General features: G+C 65.4%; 23 protein-coding genes and 2 tRNA genes. 15 read left to right on the forward strand and 10 right to left on the reverse strand.

What is annotated here, in order from left to right; all coding sequences use genetic code 11:
• The first annotated feature begins 101 nt into the window (after positions 1-101).
• The 5 genes from FJQ54_RS03705 (at position 102) to FJQ54_RS03725 (ending at position 3,956) form a co-directional block, all read left to right on the forward strand.
• Positions 102-506, forward strand: coding sequence for a PepSY domain-containing protein (locus FJQ54_RS03705; RefSeq protein WP_140926962.1), 405 nt, complete (start codon positions 102-104; stop codon positions 504-506).
• A gap of 39 nt (positions 507-545) precedes the next feature.
• Positions 546-1,202: a response regulator transcription factor gene (locus FJQ54_RS03710; protein ID WP_140926964.1), complete on the forward strand. Its 657-nt coding sequence runs from the start codon at positions 546-548 to the stop codon at positions 1,200-1,202.
• Between the two features lie 16 nt (positions 1,203-1,218).
• Entirely contained in the window at positions 1,219-2,631 is a 1,413-nt protein-coding gene (locus FJQ54_RS03715; RefSeq protein ID WP_140926966.1) for a sensor histidine kinase, read from the forward strand.
• A gap of 94 nt (positions 2,632-2,725) precedes the next feature.
• Positions 2,726-2,800, forward strand: a tRNA-Thr gene (locus FJQ54_RS03720).
• A gap of 94 nt (positions 2,801-2,894) precedes the next feature.
• Positions 2,895-3,956 (forward strand): AI-2E family transporter, encoded by a 1,062-nt coding sequence (locus tag FJQ54_RS03725; RefSeq protein ID WP_140926968.1) that lies wholly within the window; start codon positions 2,895-2,897, stop codon positions 3,954-3,956.
• A 40-nt stretch (positions 3,957-3,996) separates the two neighbouring features.
• On the opposite strand, the gene FJQ54_RS03730 is transcribed toward FJQ54_RS03725, so the two are convergent.
• A complete protein-coding gene (locus tag FJQ54_RS03730; protein WP_140926970.1) occupies positions 3,997-4,311 on the reverse strand; it encodes a hypothetical protein in 315 nt (104 codons plus the stop codon).
• A 150-nt stretch (positions 4,312-4,461) separates the two neighbouring features.
• Positions 4,462-5,487 (reverse strand): sensor histidine kinase, encoded by a 1,026-nt coding sequence (locus FJQ54_RS03735; protein ID WP_140926972.1) that lies wholly within the window; start codon positions 5,485-5,487, stop codon positions 4,462-4,464.
• Between the two features lie 145 nt (positions 5,488-5,632).
• Between FJQ54_RS03735 and FJQ54_RS03740 the strand changes: the two genes are divergently transcribed.
• Positions 5,633-6,358: a Crp/Fnr family transcriptional regulator gene (locus FJQ54_RS03740; RefSeq protein WP_140926974.1), complete on the forward strand. Its 726-nt coding sequence runs from the start codon at positions 5,633-5,635 to the stop codon at positions 6,356-6,358.
• Positions 6,359-6,643: 285 nt separating this feature from the next.
• On the opposite strand, the gene FJQ54_RS03745 is transcribed toward FJQ54_RS03740, so the two are convergent.
• Positions 6,644-6,970 carry a hypothetical protein gene (locus FJQ54_RS03745; RefSeq protein WP_140926976.1) on the reverse strand — a complete coding sequence of 109 codons (327 nt, stop codon included), beginning with the start codon at positions 6,968-6,970 and terminating at the stop codon, positions 6,644-6,646.
• Between the two features lie 109 nt (positions 6,971-7,079).
• Complete coding sequence (locus tag FJQ54_RS03750) at positions 7,080-7,820, reverse strand: response regulator (protein WP_235890297.1); 741 nt, start codon at positions 7,818-7,820, stop codon at positions 7,080-7,082.
• 148 nt (positions 7,821-7,968) lie between these two features.
• On the opposite strand from FJQ54_RS03750, the gene FJQ54_RS03755 reads away from it, so the two are divergent.
• From FJQ54_RS03755 to FJQ54_RS03770, 4 genes are all read left to right on the forward strand, one after another.
• Positions 7,969-8,196 (forward strand): NepR family anti-sigma factor, encoded by a 228-nt coding sequence (locus FJQ54_RS03755; protein ID WP_140926978.1) that lies wholly within the window; start codon positions 7,969-7,971, stop codon positions 8,194-8,196.
• A complete protein-coding gene (locus tag FJQ54_RS03760) occupies positions 8,193-8,762 on the forward strand; it encodes a sigma-70 family RNA polymerase sigma factor (RefSeq protein ID WP_235890298.1) in 570 nt (189 codons plus the stop codon). Before FJQ54_RS03755 ends, FJQ54_RS03760 begins: the two co-directional genes overlap by 4 nt.
• Before the next feature lie 71 nt (positions 8,763-8,833).
• The gene (locus FJQ54_RS03765) at positions 8,834-10,399 is read left to right on the forward strand and encodes a histidine kinase dimerization/phosphoacceptor domain -containing protein (RefSeq protein ID WP_140926979.1); all 1,566 of its coding nucleotides are present in this window, start codon (positions 8,834-8,836) and stop codon (positions 10,397-10,399) included.
• 40 nt (positions 10,400-10,439) lie between these two features.
• Positions 10,440-10,607 (forward strand): DUF1328 domain-containing protein, encoded by a 168-nt coding sequence (locus FJQ54_RS03770; protein WP_140926981.1) that lies wholly within the window; start codon positions 10,440-10,442, stop codon positions 10,605-10,607.
• Positions 10,608-10,649: 42 nt separating this feature from the next.
• Here the strand turns inward: FJQ54_RS03770 and FJQ54_RS03775 are convergent, their stop codons facing one another.
• The 5 genes from FJQ54_RS03775 to ispH all read right to left on the reverse strand — a co-directional run bounded on the left by FJQ54_RS03775 (position 10,650) and on the right by ispH (position 15,050).
• Positions 10,650-11,654, reverse strand: a complete 1,005-nt coding sequence (locus FJQ54_RS03775; RefSeq protein WP_140926984.1) for an NADP-dependent oxidoreductase — start codon at positions 11,652-11,654, stop codon at positions 10,650-10,652.
• Between the two features lie 101 nt (positions 11,655-11,755).
• Positions 11,756-12,697: a DUF808 domain-containing protein gene (locus FJQ54_RS03780; protein WP_140926986.1), complete on the reverse strand. Its 942-nt coding sequence runs from the start codon at positions 12,695-12,697 to the stop codon at positions 11,756-11,758.
• 3 nt (positions 12,698-12,700) lie between these two features.
• Positions 12,701-13,159 (reverse strand): ribonuclease HI, encoded by a 459-nt coding sequence (gene rnhA, locus FJQ54_RS03785; RefSeq protein ID WP_140926988.1) that lies wholly within the window; start codon positions 13,157-13,159, stop codon positions 12,701-12,703.
• Positions 13,152-14,096, reverse strand: a complete 945-nt coding sequence (gene thrB / locus FJQ54_RS03790; protein ID WP_140926990.1) for a homoserine kinase — start codon at positions 14,094-14,096, stop codon at positions 13,152-13,154. Before thrB ends, rnhA begins: the two co-directional genes overlap by 8 nt.
• Before the next feature lie 9 nt (positions 14,097-14,105).
• Positions 14,106-15,050, reverse strand: coding sequence for a 4-hydroxy-3-methylbut-2-enyl diphosphate reductase (gene ispH / locus FJQ54_RS03795; protein ID WP_140926992.1), 945 nt, complete (start codon positions 15,048-15,050; stop codon positions 14,106-14,108).
• Between the two features lie 143 nt (positions 15,051-15,193).
• Here ispH and FJQ54_RS03800 point away from each other — a divergent pair, with 143 nt between their 5' ends.
• From FJQ54_RS03800 to FJQ54_RS17400, 3 genes are all read left to right on the forward strand, one after another.
• The gene (locus FJQ54_RS03800) at positions 15,194-15,817 is read left to right on the forward strand and encodes a hypothetical protein (RefSeq protein WP_140926994.1); all 624 of its coding nucleotides are present in this window, start codon (positions 15,194-15,196) and stop codon (positions 15,815-15,817) included.
• Between the two features lie 95 nt (positions 15,818-15,912).
• Positions 15,913-15,989, forward strand: a tRNA-His gene (locus FJQ54_RS03805).
• Positions 15,990-16,038: 49 nt separating this feature from the next.
• Complete coding sequence (locus FJQ54_RS17400; RefSeq protein ID WP_181159958.1) at positions 16,039-16,188, forward strand: hypothetical protein; 150 nt, start codon at positions 16,039-16,041, stop codon at positions 16,186-16,188.
• On the opposite strand, the gene FJQ54_RS03810 is transcribed toward FJQ54_RS17400, so the two are convergent.
• Positions 16,185-16,832 (reverse strand): S24 family peptidase, encoded by a 648-nt coding sequence (locus FJQ54_RS03810; RefSeq protein WP_140926996.1) that lies wholly within the window; start codon positions 16,830-16,832, stop codon positions 16,185-16,187. The two genes, FJQ54_RS17400 and FJQ54_RS03810, sit on opposite strands and share 4 nt — an antisense overlap.
• A 400-nt stretch (positions 16,833-17,232) precedes the next feature.
• Here FJQ54_RS03810 and FJQ54_RS03820 point away from each other — a divergent pair, with 400 nt between their 5' ends.
• Positions 17,233-17,637 (forward strand): hypothetical protein, encoded by a 405-nt coding sequence (locus FJQ54_RS03820; protein WP_140927000.1) that lies wholly within the window; start codon positions 17,233-17,235, stop codon positions 17,635-17,637.
• Positions 17,638-17,809: 172 nt separating this feature from the next.
• Entirely contained in the window at positions 17,810-18,904 is a 1,095-nt protein-coding gene (locus FJQ54_RS03825) for an efflux RND transporter periplasmic adaptor subunit (RefSeq protein WP_140927002.1), read from the forward strand.

Raw genomic sequence — 18,904 nt, forward strand, 5'->3', positions numbered from 1 at the left:
CCACGCCGGTTCCGCCGTGGCAACGCCTGAACCTTGATGATGCGGACTATTCAGAAGGGGTTCACGGCCTTGCCACTAGGCACGCTGCGGAAATAAGCTCCATGAAAATTCTGCATCCTTCCCTGTCCCGCCCGTCGCTCGCTCTCGCCCTTGTCCTGTGGGCGGTGCCTGCGCTTGCGTTCGGCCCCGGCCCCGGTGGTGGTCCGGGTGGCGGCGGTCCCGGTGGCGGGCAGGCCGAGCGTGGCGGGCCGCCGCAGGGTCCGTTCGGGCGCGGCCGCCCGATTTCGGATCATGATCAGGCCCGCATGTCGACCCGTTCGGGCGAAAATCTGGGCTTTGAGCAGCTGATGCGTTCGGCCCAGACGCGCGGGCATGGCGAATATCTGGGCGTGGAGCCGGATATTTCCCGCAACGTCTATCGCTTCAAGTTCCTGCGCCCCGGCGGCAATGTGGTATGGGTGGATGTGGATGGCCGCACCGGCCGCGTGGTTTCGGAACGGGAATGAACAATCGGCCCGGCAGGGCCAACGGGAGGCAGTTTTGTCATGCGCGTACTGATCGTCGAGGATGAACCCACGCTGCAGCGCCAGTTGCGGCAGACTTTGGAATCGGCCGGTTATGCCGTCGATTCCGCATCAGACGGGGAAGAAGGCCAGTTTCTGGGCGAAACGGAAGCCTATGACGCGGTGATTCTGGATCTGGGCCTGCCCGAAGTCGACGGGCTGACGGTGCTGGATCGCTGGCGCAAGGGCGGCAACAAGATGCCCGTGCTGGTGCTGACGGCGCGGGACAGCTGGTCTGACAAGGTGGCGGGCCTTGATGCAGGCGCGGATGATTATCTGGCGAAGCCCTTCCAGTCGGAAGAACTGATCGCCCGCCTGCGCGCGCTGATCCGCCGGGCTTCGGGCAATGCGTCGTCTGAACTGTTGGCGGGCGATGTGCGGCTGGATACCCGTTCGGGCCGCGTCACGCTGTCTGGAGAGCCGGTGAAGCTGACGGCGCAGGAGTATAAGCTGCTGTCTTACCTGATGCATCACAAGGGCAAGGTCGTTTCCCGCACCGAGCTGATCGAGCATATCTACGATCAGGATTTCGATCGCGATTCGAACACGATCGAAGTCTTCATCACGCGAATCCGGAAGAAGCTGGGTGCAGACCTTATCACCACCATCAGGGGCCTTGGCTACAGCCTCGAAAGCTGAGCCGGCAGCCGGGGCTGTGGCGTCCGCCGCCCCGGATTCGCCTGCCTCTCTGCTCAGGCGGTCGCCCGGCTCCATCAGCCGGCGGCTACTGGTGGCGGCCACCATCTGGATCGCCGCGCTGATCGCGCTGGGTGGTCTGGCGCTGGATCGCATCGTGACCGGCACCATTGTGCGCAATTTCGATGCGCAACTGTCCGTCGCACTTCCCGCGATGATCGCGGCAGCAGAGCTGGACCCGTTCGGGGATGTGCGCTTCAACCGCCAGCCGGTCGATCCGCGCTTCAACGAGCCTTATTCGGGCCTTTACTGGCAGGTGGCGGCTGAGGGGCATCTGCCGTTCCGCAGCCGTTCGCTGTGGGATCGCGAGCTTCCGGCGGATTTCACCGTCTCCTGCGTGGAACCCTGCGTGTCGCGCTCCGGCAATTTTCGCAACGAACCGCTGCGCATCGTCGAGCGGGACGGCATCATCCCCGGTTCGCCGGTGGTCTGGCGCTTTCAGGTCTCGCAATCGACGGAGCAGCTGGATGCGCAGGTGCGGGATGTGCGGCGCACGCTCTGGCTGTCTCTGGGCGTGCTGGGCGCGGGAATGCTGGCGCTGGCCGTGTTGCAGGCCACCTATGGGCTGATGCCGCTGCGGCGGGTGTCGGCGGCGATGGCGGCGATCCGCGCGGGCCGGATGAGCCGCGCGCCGACGGATGACGTGCCGCCGGAAATCTCGCCGCTGGTGCATGAACTGAACGCGCTGCTGGATCACAACGAAAAGGCCGCTGAAGATGCGCGGATGCACGCCGGGAACCTCGCCCATGCGCTGAAAACGCCGATGAGCGTGCTGACGAACGAGGCGGCCGCCAACAGCCCCGATCTGGCGCAGGCGGTGGTGCGTGAGCTCTCCACCATGCGGCGGCATATCGATCACCATCTGGCGCGCGCGCGGGCCATGGGCCGCCGCACTGCCTCCACCGCCCGCGCGGAGGTCTGGCCATCTCTGCAGCGGCTGGTGAACGCCATCGAGCGAATCTATGCCGAAAAGGGCGTGGTGATCGACATCGCCGGAGACCGGCAGGCCTGTTTCCGCGGGGAACGGCAGGATCTGGAAGAGCTGGCGGGCAATCTGATCGACAATGCCGCCAAATATGGCGGGGGCAGGGTGTTCGTGACGGTCAGTCAGGATGAAGGCAATCCCGGATTCGTTTCCATCGTGGTGGAGGATGACGGGCAGGGCATCCCGGTGAAGCTGCGGGAATCGATGTTCGAACGCGGGGCGCGGCTGGATACCGGCAAGCCCGGCACGGGGCTGGGGCTTGCCATCGTGCGCGACGTGGCGGACATTTATGGTGGCTCCATCCGCCTGTCGGAATCCGAAGATCTGGGTGGCCTGATGGCCATACTTCGCCTGCCGGCCTGCCCGTCAAGCGACAAAGCGGGCTGAAACGGCCCGGCTACGGCTTGACTTCGCGCGCCGCATCCTGAATAGGCGCGCCCCTGCACCGGGCCGAAGCGCCCGGCGCCAGATGTCATGGCCTGCTGCCGTAGCTCAGTGGTAGAGCGCATCCTTGGTAAGGCTGAGGTCGGGAGTTCAATCCTCCCCGGCAGCACCATGACTTTCATTCCGCCGCAGATTTGGGAATCCGGCTGGAAATCCCCGAAAAACCCGTGTCTAACGGCCGCGCAAACGGCGTTCGGGGGTGTTGCATGGCAGACGGGCAGCGGATCAAAATCGATTTGCCGAAGGTGCCGCTGCTGCTGTGCGGCTTCCTCGCCGGGATGATGATCCTGTTCTATGGCGCGGCCGTGTTCGAACCTTTGGTGTTCGCGCTGTTCATCATCGCACTGACAGCCCCTTTCATGCTCCGCCTGCGGCCGCTGATCGGCAAGGGGCTGGCGATGATCGTTACCGTGCTGATTACGATGGCGGTGTTGCTGATCTTCTTCTCGGTGGTGGGATGGGGCGTCACCCGGATCGTGCAGTGGGTGTTCGCGAATCTCGCCCGCTTCGATGCCGTTTACCGGCAGGCGGAGGATTGGCTCGCCGCGCAGAATATGCCGATGGAGCTGTTCCTGCCCTCCAGCTTCGATCCGCGCTGGGTGATCGGCCCGGCCACCGCGCTGGTGGGGCAGATGCGGCTGATCAGCGGATTCGCGCTGCTGATGTTCGTGTTCGTGGTGCTGGGGCTGACGGATCTGGAAGGCATGGGCCGCCGCCTCGCCCGCATCGAGGCGGAGCGGCCGGAGCTGAAGATTTCCATCGTCGCGAAAGACGTCTCGAAGAAGTTCGGCCTTTATATGAAGGTCCGGCTTGTCGTCAGCATCATCGATTCGATCATCTGCTATATCTTCTTCCGCCTGATGGGGCTGGACGAGCCGTTGGCCTGGGCCATTCTGGTGGGCACGCTGAACTTCATCCTTTTCATCGGCCCGCTGCTGGTCGCCGTGGCGCTGGGGCTGTTCGCCGCCGCGCAGTTCGGCAGCCTGTGGATGGTGTTGCTGGCGGTTGGCGGCACCACCGCGATCAACTTCGTGCTGGGCAGCTATATCGAGCCTCTGATGGCCGGATCGGCTCTCTCCATGTCGCCCGTGCTGGTGCTGTTCGCAGTGTTCTTCTGGGCGGTGATCTGGGGGATCCCCGGCGCCTTCATCGGCGTGCAGATCATGATCGTCACGCTGGCCGTGCTCAGGGTGATGCCGTCCGCCAGCTGGATCGCGGAACTGTTTTCCGGCGCAGACCCGGACGCGAAACAGGCCCCCGGCCAGTAAGACCGGGGGCCCGCTTGCGCCGGATCAGTTCGGCAAGAGGTCAGGGTTTGGGCGCGTCGCGAACCGCATCGGCCTTGTTTTCCAGCGCATCGGCTTTCTGCTCGCCCGCCGCGCGCACGGCATCGGCCTTGTTGTCGAGCATCTTCTCGGCCGCCGTATCCTTGCCGTCCACGCGCGGGTCCATGGCGTCGGCCTGATTTTCGATCGCGTCGGCGTGCGCCTCAGCCGTGTCCCGCACGGCGTCAGCCTGATTCTCGATTGCATCCGCCTGATGTTCCGCCGCCTTCTCGGCAGGCTTGGAGCAGGCGGCCACCGCCAGCAGGGGCAGGGCAGCGACAATAGTGAGAGTTTTCATGAACTGTCTCCCTTAAGCCGCGTGATGCGGCAAACAGACGGGGACGCCGGAAGGGGGTGTTTCGGCACCAGGCCTTCCGCATCCTGTCCCGGCAGAAACCAGCCGTCCGGGCCAATGTTCCCACGGCCCGCTGATCAGCCGGGGCTTTTGTCAGGTCAGCCGACTCAGCGGGATGACAGCCTTCAACACCAGCCCCTCCGGCTTCCAGAACCGCTCCAGCTCGCCCCCCAGCTGCCTGCGAACAGACAGGGTGGAGAGGTCCGTTCCAAATCCCGTGCGTGTCGGAGGCCCGGGCAGCGGTGGCCCGCCCGTCTCTGTCCACAGGATGCCAAGCTGCGGCCCTTGCACCCGGCATTCCAGCAGCACCCGGCCATCGGCAGACAGCGCGCCATATTTCACCGCGTTGGTCGTCAATTCATGGAACAGCAACGCCAGCGGAGTCGCCGCGACTTCGGCCAGCGCCACATCATCGCCCGACACGCGGATGCGCTCCTCCTGAAAGGCGGGGTAGGGCGCGAAAATCAGATGCAGCAGCCGGTGCAGCGACAGCGGCGCGCCTGCCGCTGCCTGGGCATCGGGCACGCGCAGCAACTCCTGCGCGCTGCGCAGCGCCCGCAGCCGCGCCGACAGGTCCTGCGCAAAGCCGCTCACCTCAGGGCGGCCCCGCGCGCTCAGCGCCAACAGGCTGCCAACCACGGTGAAGATATTGTCGATCCGGTGCTTCAGTTCGCCCGACAGCAGCTGGTAATCCTGCTCCAGCCGCTTCCGGTCCTCGATATCGGTGCAGGTGCCAACCCAGCGGGTGATCGCGCCGTCGAAATCGCGAACCGGAAGCCCGCGCGCCAGCGTCCAGCGGTAAAAGCCGCTGTGGTGCCGCAGCCGATACTCGATCTCGTAAAGCTCGCCGCTGTCCAGCGAATGTCGCCAGCGCGCCCGCAGCCTCTCCAGATCGTCCGGGTGGACAAGCTCCTGCCAGGCATTGCCGTCAGTCGATCCGGGCGGCATACCGACAAAGGCATACCATTGCGCGTTGAAATAATCGCGCCCGCCATCCGGCTTTGCAGACCAGACGATCTGCGGCAGGCAATCCGTTAACTGAAAGGTCGGGTCGGGCAGGGCGACGAAAGGCATCACGCCATCTTCAGGGCCTTTGGTGTTATCGGCCGATATCGGCATCCGTGCGTCCTTCTCGCGGAAGTGGACGCTTCAGGTGAGCGTTGACGCGCCCACTGTCGATAACAGGTTAATCTGGAACAAGTCGATTTTCTGGCAAACTGGTCTGATTGCCGGGCAGGCGACAAGCGGCTAGCTTCATATCACCATGCACAGTCGGCATTTTCTGCTCGGGCGGCGAAACGCCCAGCTTTCACCCGAAGAACGCACGATGCTGGAAGCCGCCATTTCAGAGGTCAGACTTGTCGAGGCGCGCGAAACCATCGTGAACGCGGGCGAGGCGCTCAGCACCAGCACCCTGTTGCTCACCGGCTTCATGGGCCGCTACATGGATGACAGGGCCGGGCATAGGCAGATGGTGGCGATGCACCTGCCGGGCGATTTCGTCGATCTCCACGCCTTTCCGCTGCAGCATCTGGATCATGACGTCGCCACGCTGACCCCGTGCGAGATCGCCACTGTGCCGCACGACAGGCTGACGGCGATCACCGAACGCGCGCCGCATCTGGGGCGGATGCTGTGGTTTTCCACCTTGCTGGATGCGGCGATGCACCGGGAATGGGTGTTTCGCCTCGGACGCCTCGATGCGGAGGGTCGGATGGCGCATTTCCTGCTGGAAAGCTGGCTGAGGATGCGCACGGTGGGAATCGCGCAGGGGCCGGAATTCCGCCTGCCGCTCACGCAGGCGGATTATGGCGAAATCTGCGGGCTGACGACGGTGCATGTCAGCCGCACGCTGAGCTCCATGCGCAAGAAGGGACTGGCGGATGTGCGGGACGGCGTGGTTCGCCTGATCGACCTAGCCGCGCTGATCCGCGCGGGCGAGTTCAACCCCGATTACCTGTATCTGCACGACGGTGCGGTCACGCCTTAGAAAAGCGACCCTGTTCATTGCAGACCCGTCGGCCTTTCGGCCTCTATAAACGCCCCCTCCAACCGCTCAGGCTGAGCTTGTCGAAGCCCATCGAGCATGGCCCCCGGCTCAGCCGTTGGGCTTTCGCGTCCGGGGCTTCGACAAGCTCAGCCTGAGCGGGGGAGGGGACCGGGGGCAGGCCAGTGATGCTGTTTGCAAGGCATTCAATCGCAAAAAAAGGCCGGGGCGTGCCGCCCCGGCCCAGTTCAGGGTCACTCTCTCCCCAAACCCTATGAATTCGCCGCGCTAAAGCGGCAGCAGCCGTCGCCAGAAGCTCTTTCCGGCTGGTCGGTCTTCCGTCTGCCCGTTCAACTGCTCGAGGCTCTTGTGGATGCGGCGCAGCAACTCGCTCTCTACGTTGTCCAGCTCCTCTGCGCTGCCCATCCCTTCTCCGGCGGCCTGCTGCCGGTCGGCCACATCCTGCTCCCACTCGGTCAGGAAGCGGCGCTTCTGCTCCAGCGTCAGCTCCGCATCGGCAAGAATCGATTCCGGATCTGCGAAATAGGCAGACGGATCGGCGAGTGCCGTTTCAAAATCCGCCAGTTCCTCTGTCTCGATATCGGCGATGGCCATGCTGCCGCTCCTTTCGATCAGAAGGACGCCCGTCGCGCCCACAGCTTCCAACCGGCCGGGTGGGGGAATGTTTCGCGCGCCTCATCGCCTCATCGCAGATTCGGCCCGGTCAGGCAGGTGCGAGACTGCCCTGCCGGGAGAGCAGGGCCTGCCCGATGGTCGCGATCACCGTTTCCGGCTGGAACGGCTTCGTCACCAGATAGGCAGGCTCGGGCCGTTCGCCCGTCAGCAGCCGCTCCGGATAGGCGGTGATGAAGATCACAGGCACGTCGAAGCGCTGCAAAATCTCGTTCGCGGCATCGATCCCGGAGGAACCGTCTGCCAACTGGATATCCGCCAGCACCAGATCGGGGGCAACGCGCTCGGCCTCACGCACGGCTTCGTCATGGGTGATGGCGTTCGCCACCGGCTCATGCCCCATGTCGGCCACGATCTGCTCAAGGTGCATGGCGATGATCGGCTCATCCTCGATGATCAGCACGCGGGAGCGGATGGCAGACATGATGCCCGCCCGCGCGTCCGTGATGTCCGCCCCCACAGCGCTTTCACTGCTGCCCAGAATATGGGCGGTGTCCTGCAGGGAAAATCCCTCGATCGCACTCAGCAGCAGCGCTTCCCGGCCCGTGCGTTCGCGCGCATCGCGCACGACATGGAACAGCCGGAACAGTTCCAGCTTGCCGTCTCCGTCGCGCAGATTGATCAACCCGGGGTTGTCCAGCAACGCCTCCAGCGCAGTCCGCACATCCGCATCACCCGCTGCCTGCGAACCGGCCAGCGCGCGCGCGTATCGGCGCAGAAAGGGCAGGTGGGGCGCGAACGCCACCCGAACCGAATTCATCTCAGACGTCATACTCGTCTCCCGGGGAGGGGGCTGTGGCAGCAGAACAACGCAAACGCACACATGTTCCCGCGGGCCGGAAAATTTCCGCAACGGCAGGGAACAATCGGGCGGTCGCCACATTGTTGTCGCTATGGCAAAGACATGATCCAGGTGAGGCATGGCTAGACACATTCCACTTCCCGGCGCGCGCATCGCCGGTTCCGGCCCTTCGGGGCTGGAAGACGATCCGATTTCGCTCGGCCTGCGCAAGCTGTGGGCAGAGGTGGAGCGGGAGGAGGTGCCGGACGATTTTCTGGACCTGCTGGACCAGATCGACGAGCGTCGCGCCGCGTCGCCCGACGAGCAGCGCCCGCAACCGGCCGCGCGTAAAGGGCGTGTGCAGTGAACCAGGCCGTGACGCCACCGCAGCGCGGCCCGGCCGGTCCGCCGCCCCGCCCCCCGGCTGAAGCCGACAGTTTCCGCGCCGATCTCGTCGCCATCGTGCCTTCGCTGCGGGCCTTTGCGCGCGGTCTGTGCGGCAATCGCGATCTGGCGGATGATCTGGCGCAGGAAGCGCTGGCCAAGGCATGGGCGGCCCGCGCCAGCTTTCAGCCGGGCAGCAACTTTCGCGCGTGGATTTTCCGCATCCTGCGCAACCATTTCTACACCGTTGCCAGCGTGTCGAAGCGCTTCACAAGCTATGACCCGGAGGTCGCCGAACGGCTGCTGACAACGCCACCCAATCAGGGCGGTGGCATCCTGCTGGCCGATCTGCAGCGCGGGCTACAAACGCTCGCCCCGGAACAGCGGGAGGCGTTGCTGTTGCTGGAATCCGGTATGCAATGGGCGGACATCGCCGACGTGACCGGCGTGCCGCTGGGCACCGTGAAAAGCCGCATCACCCGTGGCCGCGCGGCCTTGCGCGCCTATATGGACGGGCCGGAGGAACCGCCCTCTGGCGGCCGTCCGTAACGAGCGGCCGGATGCCCAGTTCCGGGGAGCAATCCCCTCCGCCCAGGCCGATCTTCCAGCGCCTTGTCCTGATGCTGACACGTCGGCAGCCGATCCACCATGCGCTGACGCTGGTGCTGGTGGTCGCGTTGGCCCCGCTGGCGCTGCTGGCGGCGGTGCAGGGGATGGACAGGCTGTGGCGCGATGCCCGCAATGCCAACGCCGAACTGGCGCAATGGGCCGCACTGCTCACCCGGCCGGAAAACAACCCCGTCACGCAGGTGCAGCCGTTGGTGGACCTGCTGGACATGCAGCTCGCAGCGCAGACCGGACCCGCCTGCACGGAAATGATGCCGATGTTGCGCAGCAATCTCCCGCCCTATGCCACGCTGGTGTGGGCAGACAGTGCGGGGCGGATCATATGCAGCAGCGATCCGGCGCTGACCGGCAAGCCGCTGCCCGAACGCGAATTGTCGGCCGGGCTGCTGCGGCTGGAACCCTCCGGGCAGGCGCGGCCCGGCGAAGCGCGGGCGCTGGCGCTGATCCGCCTTGATCTCCTCGCAGGGCATATCGCCTCGTGGCAGCGCGCCCGCAGCACCCGCACCTTGCTGGCAGACGGGCAGGGCAAGCTGCTGGCAGGCCCGGCGCCCGATGGCTGGGTTGCCATTGCGCCGGGCCGGAAGCCGCCCGCCCAATCGCGCTGGACCCATGTCTATGCCCCCCTGCACATTGGCGGACAGCCGGAGGACAGCCTTTATCTTCTGTTCGTCCGTCCGCAGGCCAGCGCCTTCGGGCAGGACTGGTGGTTTATCATCAGCTCGTTCGCGCTGCCGTTTCTGGCGCTGCTGCTGGCCTCCGCCGCGATCTGGGTGGGGGCGAGCCACAGCATCCTGCGCTGGATCACCGAGTTGCGGGAGATCACTGGCCTGATCGGTGAGGGCAATTACCGCCTTCCCGCCGAACGCTTCGACGATGCGCCAGTGGAAATCCGCGCGCTCGCCGCAGACGCGCAGCGCATGGCCCGCACCATCGCCGACCGGGACCGCACGCTGACAGATGCGCTGGATCGGCAGAAGGCGCTGACACTGGAGTTGAACCACCGGGTGCGCAACAATCTGCAACTCATCTCCAGCTATATGACGCTGCGCACCAGCGGGCCGGCGGCGGACGAAGGCTCGTTGGGGGATATCCGCCTTAGGGTGAACGCGCTCGCGCTGGTGCACCGGTTGCTTTACACCGATTTCCAGCATGCGGCTGTGCGCGCGGACGTGCTGCTGGCCGGGCTGGCGAAGCTGCTGGCAGACGAATTCGGTGGGCGGCCCGTGCCGGTTACCGCTCCGCCCGTTGCGGTGGGAATCGATTCCGCTGTGCCGCTGGCCCTGTTCGTGATCGAAGCCGGAGACTGGCTGTATGGCGACGGCGCGTCCGCGACGCTGCTTTCTGCCATATCGCTGGGGATTGCCGGAGGCGAAGTGACGCTGGATTTCGCGCTTGGCGGCATGGCAGCCCCGCCCGGTCGGCCCCGACTGATGGATGCGTTCGCGCGGCAGTTGCGCGGCCGGGTGGAAGATCGGCCCGCACGCATAGCCTTGCTGTTTCCGGCATCCAGCCTGGATGAACTGTTTCGCCCGACGCTGGGGAACAATGGCGCATCCTGATCGTTAGCCTTTCAGTATCAGGCTAAGGGAAGGATTTCATATGCTTGGCTGGGCCTTGGGATTTCTGGTGATCGCGCTGCTGGCAGCCCTGTTCGGCTTTGGCGGCATCGCGTCGGCCTCTGCGGGAATCGCACAGATTCTGTTCTTCATCTTCATCATCATGTTCGTCGTCAGCCTCGTGATCGGGCTGGTGCGACGGGCAGGATAGGGGCCGTGCGGGCCGGGCCTGCGGTGCAGGCCCGGCCGCGGATCATGCCAGCTTCACGAGCATCTTCCCGGTGTTGGAACCGGAGAAGAGGCCGATGAAGGCGTCTGGCGCCTTTGCGATTCCATCGAAGATGGTTTCTTCCCAGCGGATTTTGCCCTGCTGGATCCAGCCGCCCATTTCGGCTTGAAACTGCGTTTGCAGCCCGGCGAATTGGGTGACAATGAAACCCTGCATCTTCAGGGACTTGCCCACGATGTACATGATGTTGCGCGGGCCTTCCACCGGCTCTGTCGCGTTGTAGTTGGCGATCATGCCGCATTCCACCAGCCGGGCGAAGGGGCGGGCGAGTTCGAGGGCGACTTCCAGATGTTCGCCGCCGACATTGTCGAAATAGACGTCGATCCCCTTGGGCACGGCATCGCGCACCGCGCCGAGCAGGCTGGGCGCGCTTTTGTAGTTGATGGCATGATCGATGCCGGCGGATCTCAGCCATGCGACCTTTTCATCCGTGCCTGCCGTGGCGACGACGGTGCAGCCCTTGATCTTGGCGATCTGCGCCACCGCCGAGCCGACCGCGCCTGCGCCGCCGGAGACGAACACGGTGTCGCCGTCCTTCGGCTCGCCGATCTGGGTGAGGCCGGACCATGCCGTGAGGCCGGGCATGCCGAGGATGCCGAGGAAGGCCTGCACCGGCACGCCTTCGATGGCGGGCAGCTTTTGCAGGGCGGAGCCGGGGGCGACATAGGCCTCGCGCCAGCCGAACATGGAGTTGACGAGATCGCCGGGCTTGAAGCCGGGATCGTTGGAGCTGACAACTTCGCCGACCGCGCCGCCCTGCAGCACCTCGCCAACCTGAAACGGCGGCACATAGCTGGGGCGATCATACATGCGGCCGCGCATGTAGGGATCGACCGACATGTAGAGGTTCTTCACCAGCACTTCGCCCGCGGACGGCGCGGGAAGTTCGACGGTGGCGAGTTCGAAATGCGCTTGGGTGGGTGTGCCAGCCGGGCGGCTTTTCAGGTGAATTTCGCGTGAGGTGGTCATTTCGTCTCTCCCCATTTTTGGCTCGTTTTGTGGATTGGCGGTCAGGTGGATTTTAGCGGCGCTCCCCCACCCCCGCCCCTCCCCTGAAGGGGAGGGGAGATTCAGCGGCGGAGTTTGCCGATCATTGTGACGCCCTGCGCGATGAATGCGCCCAGAATGACGCCGAAAATGCCTGCGAAGGTGGCGTGGATGATCCACTGGATCGCGCCTTGCGCCACTGGCGACATCAGCGCAACGGCGTGCGCCCAATCGTTGAGCGTGTGGGGCAGGGCGGGCCAGAGGCCGACCACTTCCATGCCGTGCAGCACGATGCCGCCGCCGACCCACGCCATGGCGGCGGTGCCGATGACGGAGAGCGCGGCGAGCAGTTTGGGCATGCTGGCGACGAGGCCGCGGCCGATCGCCTGCGAGGTGCGATTGTTCAGGGCGGCGAGGCGGACGCCGACATCGTCCATCTTCACGATCAGCGCCACGCCGCCATAGACGAGCGCGGTGACGGCGACACTAACGCCCACCAGCGCAGCTGCCGTGGTGGCGATGGGCAGATTGCCCAGTTCCCCCAGCGCGATGGCGAGGATTTCCGCAGACAGGATGAGATCGGTGCGGATCGCCCCGTTCACCATCTTGGTTTCGCGTTCCGCCGGTTCCAGCAGGACGGGCACGTCTTCATGGTGGGCGGCGTGGTGCAGGCCGAGCTTTTCCATCACCTTTTCCGCCGCTTCGAAGCAGAGGAAGGCCCCGCCGAGCATCAGCAGCGGGGTGAGCGCCTGCGGCAGAAAAGCCGCCAGCGCGATGAAGATGGGGGTGAGGATGAACAGCTTGTTGCGCAGCGAGCCGCGCGCGATCTTCCAGATGATCGGCAGTTCGCGATCGGGCGTGAAGCCAGTGACATAGGTGGGGGTGACGGCGGCGTCGTCGATCACCACGCCCGCCGATTTGGCCCCGGCCTTGGCGGTGGCGGCGGCGACATCATCCAGCGAGGCGGCGGCCAGCTTGGCGATGGCCGCGACATCGTCGAGCAGCATGATGAGACCGGACGCCATTCGTCAACCTTCCCGTGATTCGAGCATGGAGGCAATGGCCTGATTGGCGAGCGCATCCGCGCGTTCGTTCATCGGATCGCCGCTGTGGCCCTTCACCCATTGCCATTGGATGCTGTGCGGGCGGGTGGCGGCATCCAGCGCCTGCCAGAGATCGGCGTTCTTCACCGGTTCGCGCGAGGCATTGCGCCAGCCGTTGCGCTTCCAGCCGTGAATCCATTTGGTGATGCCTTCCAGCAGATATTTGCTGTCTGTCACCAGAATGATCTCGGCGGGGCGCTTCATTGCCTCCAGCGCCTTCAGTGCGGCCGTCATTTCCATACGGTTGTTGGTGGTCTGCCGTTCCGCGCCGGTCAGCAGCTTTTCCGTGCCATTCCATTGCAGGATGGCAGCCCAGCCGCCGGGGCCGGGGTTGCCCTTGCAGGCACCATCGGTGGTAATCCGGATGTGCGGGAGATCAGCCATCGAGGCGGGCATAATGCGCAAGGCGGCGGGCGAAGGGCAGGGGATCTTTGCGCTGCACCAGCGCATCCGACGGCGGGGCGAGCCAGTCCTGCGCTCGCGTCAGCAGGAAGCGCAGCGAGGCCCCTTGCCCCAGCAGCGGGAAGGCGGCGCGTTCGGCGGCGCTTAAGGGGCGGACCGATTCATAGCCTTCGAAGATGGCGCGGGCATGATCCATCAGCGGGGCGCATCCATCCTTCGGGAAGGCCCATGCCGCGTGCAGCACGGCCAGATCATAGGCGTAGAGATCGGTGCAGGCAAAATAGAAATCGATGAGGCCGGTGACGGTTTCGCCCAGCATCAGCACATTATCCGGGAACAGATCGGCGTGGACGGTGCCGCGCGGCAGGTTCCGGGGCCAGTGGGCGGCGAGCGTTTCCAGCCGTTCGGCCACGAAGGCGGCGAGGCCGGGTTCGATGCTGTCCAGCCCCGCGCCCAGTTCGGCGGCGCTGGCCTGCCAGTGGGAAAGGCCCAGCGCGTTGGGGCGTTCTGCCGTGTAGCTGGCGCCTGCGAGGTGCAGGCGGGCGAGGGCTGCGCCTGCCGCGCGGGCCTGTGCGGCAGTGGGGACGGAGACAGAGACGCCGGGCAGATACTGGATGAGGCAGGCCGTTTTGCCGACGAGTTGCTGGATGGCAGCGCCTTCGCGATCCCGGATGGGGTGGGGAACCGGCAGGCCTGCGTCTGCCAGATGCTCCATCAGAGCGATGAACCATGGCAGTTCGCCAAGGTCGATGCGCTTTTCGTAGAGCGTGAGGATGTAGCGAGCGGTTTCGGTTTCGATCAGGAAATTGCTGTTGGAAACGCCTTCGGCAATGCCCTTGGCAGACAGCAGCGCGCCGCTTTCATAGCGCGCGAGGAACTGTTCCAGCGCTTCGGCCGGGACTTCGGTGTAGACGGCCATGGCTGAACGTCAGGCGGCGACGAGGGCGCGGGGGAGTTTGAAGACGACCTGTTCGGTGGCGGTCGTGACTTCGTCGACCGTGACGTCGAAGCGGCTGCGCAGGGCGTCCAGCACTTCCTGCACCAGCACTTCCGGAGCCGAGGCACCGGCCGTGAGGCCGACGGTGGTGACGCCTTCGAACCATGCCCAGTCGATCCCGGCGGCGCGCTGGATCAGCCGCGCCTGTGCTCCTTCGCGGGCGGCGACTTCGCGCAGGCGCTGGGAATTGCTGCTGTTTTCCGCGCCGATCACCAGTACCAGCTGGCATTGCGCGGCGATCGCCTTCACCGCCGTCTGCCGGTTGGAGGTGGCGTAGCAGATGTCCTCTCCCTTGGGGCCGATCAGCGAGGGGAAGCGGCGTTGCAGGGTGGCGACGATATCGGCGGTGTCGTCCACCGAGAGTGTCGTTTGCGTGAGGAAGCCGAGTTCCGGCACCGGGGGCTGCACGGATTCGGCATCCTCCACGGTTTCGATCAGCGTCATCGAGCCTTCGGGCACCTGCCCGAAGGTGCCGATCACCTCAGGATGGCCCGCATGGCCGACGAACAGGATGTGGCGGCCCTGTTCCACCAGGCGTTCGGCCTGCCGGTGCACCTTGGAGACGAGCGGGCAGGTGGCGTCCAGCCAGTCCAGCCCGCGTTCCTGCGCGGTGGCGGGGATGGATTTGGGCACGCCATGGGCGGAAAAGATCACCTGCGCGCCATCGGGAACTTCATCCAGTTCCTTCACGAACACGGCGCCCTTGGCCTTCAAACTATCCACCACGAAGCGGTTGTGGACGATTTCGTGCCGGACATAGACTGGCGCGCCATGTTTTTCGAGCGCGAGCTCCACGATCTGGATGGCGCGTTCAACGCCGGCGCAGAAACCGCGCGGAGCGGCGACGAGGAGCTTCAGGGGGGGGGAAGAAGGCATAGGCTTGCCCTTAACGGAGTTTCGCGCCGCCATGAAGCCCCTTCCCAGCGGCGAGGCCTGCGCCTAAGGACAGGCTTCACTGTTGAAGGCTTGCGCCGAAACAGAACATCAACGCGGGGGCGTGCTGAGAGGAGACCCTCATTTTGTCGAAACCCTATCTGGCTGTCGGGCTCCTGGTTTCGGCGCTCGTGCTGGCCGGCTGCAATCGCAACCCCTTGCTGGTGAAACGATCGACCTGCCCGGCCGTGGCGATCCCGGCCTATTCGGGCAGCGTGACCAAATTCGATCCGCCGCAAAGCCGCGACGCCGACGCCATCGATGTGACGGCGCAGCTGAGCGACGTGGTGGGAAGCTGCCACGAAAGCGCCGACTATCTGACCACCGATCTGGCCTTCACCGTGACGGCGCAGCGGCGCAAGCCGGGGCCTGCGCGGCAGGTGTATCTGCCGATCTTCGTGGCGCTGGCGCAGGGCGGCAACGTGCTGGTTTCCAAGCAGATTACCGGCGTGATGGTGGAGTTTCCCGAAGGGCAGCTGCGCGCGGAGGCGCGCGGTGGTGCGCGGGCGGACGTGCATCGTTCCGCTGTGACCCTGCCGGACGAAGTGCAGCAGCGCATCAGCCGCGAGCGGCGGCCGGACGAGCCGGACGCGCTGGTGGACCCGCTGTCTGACCCGCAGGTGCGCGCGGCGGTGCGGGCTGCGAGCTTCGAAGTGCTGGTGGGCTTCCAGCTGGACGATGCGAGCCTTGCCTATAATGTGGGCAAATAAGCCCAGCTTGGGTTTCAGCTTCGCTTGACGGGAACCGGTTGCTGGCCCTATGGGCCTCGGCCTTCCCGTGGGCCGGTTGTCGGCCGAGGGTTGTGGCGACCATAGCTCAATTGGTTAGAGCGCCGGTTTGTGGTACCGGAGGTTGCGGGTTCGAGACCCGTTGGTCGCCCCACTTCCCCTTTTGGTTTGCCGCCCCGGTTCGGGCGTAGAGGGCGGATTTCATGCGCGACAGCGGCTATGGCGTTTTCCTGTTCCTGGGAATGATCCTGGGTTTCGGCATCGGTGTTGCTGTGGGGCAGGCCTCTGCCGGCACGGTGATCGGGCTGGGTGCGGGGGCGCTGCTGGCGCTGGGGATGCGGTTGAAGCGCTAAAGCAGCGGGCGGGAGAGCCAGACGATCCGGCCGACGATCCGGATGCCTTCGGGGTCGCAATCCGGGAACGACGGGTAGGCGGAATTGTCTGACAGGATGGCGACGCGGCGCGTGACCGGATGGACGGACAGGCGGTGCGCCGTGGGCAGCGAATCGCTTTCGATGAGATAGAGGCCGTCGCGCGGCTGGCTGCAATCGGTGCGGTCGATCAGCAGCGTGTCACCTGAGAGCAGAGTGGGGGCCATCGAATCGCCTTCGACGAGATGCGCCGCGAGGCGGATGCGGCGGGCAGGGGGCAGGCGCTCGATCAGGCTGGAGTCGAAGCGGAGACGCGGACCGGTGGGCTCGCCGAGATAGCTGATCTCCATCAGCCTGTGGCTGACCGAATCGGGTTGCAGCGTCTGCGCATCGGCCGGGCCGCCGAGCAGCGCTTCGGACACGCCGAAGTGACGGGCGAGCAGCCTGCGTTCATCCTCGCCGAGGCGGCGGGGAACGCCGCGCTTGATGAATTGCTGGATGTAGGCCGGGTTGCGGCCGATCAGGCGGGAGATTTCGGCATAGCCCTGCCCGGAATTCCGGATCAGCGTGTCCAGCTGTTCGCGGGCAGCGATTTCGCGCCTGTGCCCTTCATCTCCTTCGGGCATTGGCCCGCGCTCCTTCCTGAATGACTTGTTTTGCCTATTTACCATAAGAAAATACCTAGACTAGTAGGAAATTCACTATCAGGATTGGTTTTGTCGATTCGGGTGGCGGTGGGGCCTCCGGGTGGTTCGGCCGGATCGACGAATGGGTCGACATGTGGAGGAATCCGTTCATGTCGTTGCTACATGCGATTGAAACCTGCCTGAGGCTTTCCAATGTGCCGCCATCCCGGTTCGGGCGCGACAGCGTCCGTGATCCAAGGCTGGTGCACGACCTGCGACGGGGGCGACAGCCCGGACGCCGGATGGAAGAACGGGTGAAACGTCATATTGAACATGTTTTAAGTGAGTTGCCGGACGACGCCAGACCTGCGCGGACCGGCTGGAGGCGTGGCTGATGCGCATGCGTTTATCTGCAGTGAATGCGCGGCTGCTGCGCTCCATCCGGGCGCTGGCCGGGGGAATGCCCAGTGAAACGGTCGGTGAAACGGCCGGTGCGGCATCGGCGGAAGGCGAGGGCGTGCGTGGTGGCCAGCCCTTGCTGGTGATCGAGGATTTCACCGAAACGCCCTGGGCCAGCCTGACCTTTTCCGGAATCCGGCACGGCATCGACATCCGTCTGGATGGCGACGAAGCGGAAGTCCGGCGCGTGGTGGCGGAACTTGCCGATTGGCCGGACAGTGCGTGCGAAGGCCTTGCAGGGCACTTCCTCGCCGATGTGCAAGTGCAGGAAAACAGCCGTGTGTTGCATGAAGGTGGGCGCATGTCTCTGTGCCTCCGCCTGGACGCGCTAACCATAGCTGAATAGGATATTGACGCAAGAGTAACTAGGTTCAGATAGGATATTCCCGCCGGATGGGGGCGGGACTCATTTCCGAGCCGCACTCAAATTCTGCTGGCGCGATGATCTGGCTCGCGATAGAAACTGAGTCGCGCCCAAATTGGGTGGCCAAATTGGGCGGACTGAGCGGCGGGTGGATATGACGGCAGGGCAGCTTGGGGCGCTTCGGCGGGGGCATTTGCGGCCTGTATGGGCGGTGGCGCTGCTGTTGGGGGCAGGCCTTGGCCTGAGCGCCTGTGGCGCTGACGCCCCGGCGGCCGATCCGGCGGCGGCCGCCCTTCCAGTGACGCTGCATCGCGTGGGAAGCGCCGGGCTGGTGCTGGAAACCCATGCCTCCGGCACGGTGCGGCTGCGGCGGGAGACGCCGCTGGCTTTCGTAAGCGACGGGCGTGTGCGCACGGTGAGCGTGCGCGAGGGCGATGTGGTGCAGGGCGGCCAATTGCTGGCGCAACTAGACCGGGTGGCGATCGACGCGCAGGCGCAGGCCGCATCGGTCCGCACACGGCAGGCCGAATCCGAACTGCGGCGACAGCGGGAACTGGCCGCGAAGGGCTGGGTTTCCAAAGCGCGTGTCGAATCCGCCGAAGCAACGGCCGAGGCAGCCCGCGCCGAACTGAGCGGCGCGCGCTTCAACCAGCGCTTCGCAACCATCAACGCCCCGGCGTCAGGCGTGATTCTGGCGCGACTGGCAGAGCCGGGGCAGACGCTGGCCGCCGGAACGCCGGTGCTGACACTGGGAGAGTTTTCCAGCGGCTTCGTGCTTCGCGTGCCATTGCCCGCCGGGCGAGTTGCAGCGCTGCGGCGCGGCGACATGGCGGAGGTGAGTTTCCGCGACGGCGCAGCGCCTGACATGACGGCGCGCATCATCGAGATCGCCGGGCGGGCCGACCCCGCCACCGGCACCTTCCAGGTGGAATTTGGCTTGCCCGCCAACCCGGCGCTGCGGTCCGGGCTGATCGCCGATGTGCGGCTGGCGGGGGCCGGAGCTCAGGCCTCCGGCCTTGCGATTCCGGCTTCTGCCCTGTTCGGAGCGCGGGCGGACGAGGGCTTTGTGTGGCGCTATGACCCGGCCACGCGCAAGGTGAAGCCGCAGATGCTGAAGCTGGGCCGCGTCACCGGCGACGGCGTGGAGGTGACCTCCGGGCTGGCGCGCGGCGATCTAATCGTGGGGGCCGGGGTGGACCGGCTGATGGACGGGCAGCTGGTGAAGCCCGTTCAGACGGTTGCGAACTGA

Source organism: Sandaracinobacter neustonicus, from assembly GCF_006385875.1.
Taxonomy (GTDB): Bacteria; Pseudomonadota; Alphaproteobacteria; order Sphingomonadales; family Sphingomonadaceae; genus Sandaracinobacteroides; species Sandaracinobacteroides neustonicus.

What these genes read in the sequence shown, in the direction of transcription:
- FJQ54_RS03705 (WP_140926962.1), top strand. Translation starts at nt 102, where the DNA reads ATGAAAATTCTGCATCCTTCCCTGTCCCGCCCGTCGCTCGCTCTCGCC.
- FJQ54_RS03710 (WP_140926964.1), top strand. Translation starts at nt 546, where the DNA reads ATGCGCGTACTGATCGTCGAGGATGAACCCACGCTGCAGCGCCAGTTG.
- FJQ54_RS03725 (WP_140926968.1), top strand. Translation starts at nt 2,895, where the DNA reads ATGGCAGACGGGCAGCGGATCAAAATCGATTTGCCGAAGGTGCCGCTG.
- FJQ54_RS03730 (WP_140926970.1), bottom strand. Translation starts at nt 4,311, where the DNA reads ATGAAAACTCTCACTATTGTCGCTGCCCTGCCCCTGCTGGCGGTGGCC.
- FJQ54_RS03735 (WP_140926972.1), bottom strand. Translation starts at nt 5,487, where the DNA reads ATGCCGATATCGGCCGATAACACCAAAGGCCCTGAAGATGGCGTGATG.
- FJQ54_RS03740 (WP_140926974.1), top strand. Translation starts at nt 5,633, where the DNA reads ATGCACAGTCGGCATTTTCTGCTCGGGCGGCGAAACGCCCAGCTTTCA.
- FJQ54_RS03745 (WP_140926976.1), bottom strand. Translation starts at nt 6,970, where the DNA reads ATGGCCATCGCCGATATCGAGACAGAGGAACTGGCGGATTTTGAAACG.
- FJQ54_RS03750 (WP_235890297.1), bottom strand. Translation starts at nt 7,820, where the DNA reads ATGACGTCTGAGATGAATTCGGTTCGGGTGGCGTTCGCGCCCCACCTG.
- FJQ54_RS03755 (WP_140926978.1), top strand. Translation starts at nt 7,969, where the DNA reads ATGGCTAGACACATTCCACTTCCCGGCGCGCGCATCGCCGGTTCCGGC.
- FJQ54_RS03765 (WP_140926979.1), top strand. Translation starts at nt 8,834, where the DNA reads ATGCTGACACGTCGGCAGCCGATCCACCATGCGCTGACGCTGGTGCTG.
- FJQ54_RS03770 (WP_140926981.1), top strand. Translation starts at nt 10,440, where the DNA reads ATGCTTGGCTGGGCCTTGGGATTTCTGGTGATCGCGCTGCTGGCAGCC.
- FJQ54_RS03775 (WP_140926984.1), bottom strand. Translation starts at nt 11,654, where the DNA reads ATGACCACCTCACGCGAAATTCACCTGAAAAGCCGCCCGGCTGGCACA.
- FJQ54_RS03780 (WP_140926986.1), bottom strand. Translation starts at nt 12,697, where the DNA reads ATGGCGTCCGGTCTCATCATGCTGCTCGACGATGTCGCGGCCATCGCC.
- rnhA (WP_140926988.1), bottom strand. Translation starts at nt 13,159, where the DNA reads ATGGCTGATCTCCCGCACATCCGGATTACCACCGATGGTGCCTGCAAG.
- thrB (WP_140926990.1), bottom strand. Translation starts at nt 14,096, where the DNA reads ATGGCCGTCTACACCGAAGTCCCGGCCGAAGCGCTGGAACAGTTCCTC.
- ispH (WP_140926992.1), bottom strand. Translation starts at nt 15,050, where the DNA reads ATGCCTTCTTCCCCCCCCCTGAAGCTCCTCGTCGCCGCTCCGCGCGGT.
- FJQ54_RS17400 (WP_181159958.1), top strand. Translation starts at nt 16,039, where the DNA reads ATGCGCGACAGCGGCTATGGCGTTTTCCTGTTCCTGGGAATGATCCTG.
- FJQ54_RS03810 (WP_140926996.1), bottom strand. Translation starts at nt 16,832, where the DNA reads ATGCCCGAAGGAGATGAAGGGCACAGGCGCGAAATCGCTGCCCGCGAA.
- FJQ54_RS03820 (WP_140927000.1), top strand. Translation starts at nt 17,233, where the DNA reads ATGCGTTTATCTGCAGTGAATGCGCGGCTGCTGCGCTCCATCCGGGCG.
- FJQ54_RS03825 (WP_140927002.1), top strand. Translation starts at nt 17,810, where the DNA reads ATGACGGCAGGGCAGCTTGGGGCGCTTCGGCGGGGGCATTTGCGGCCT.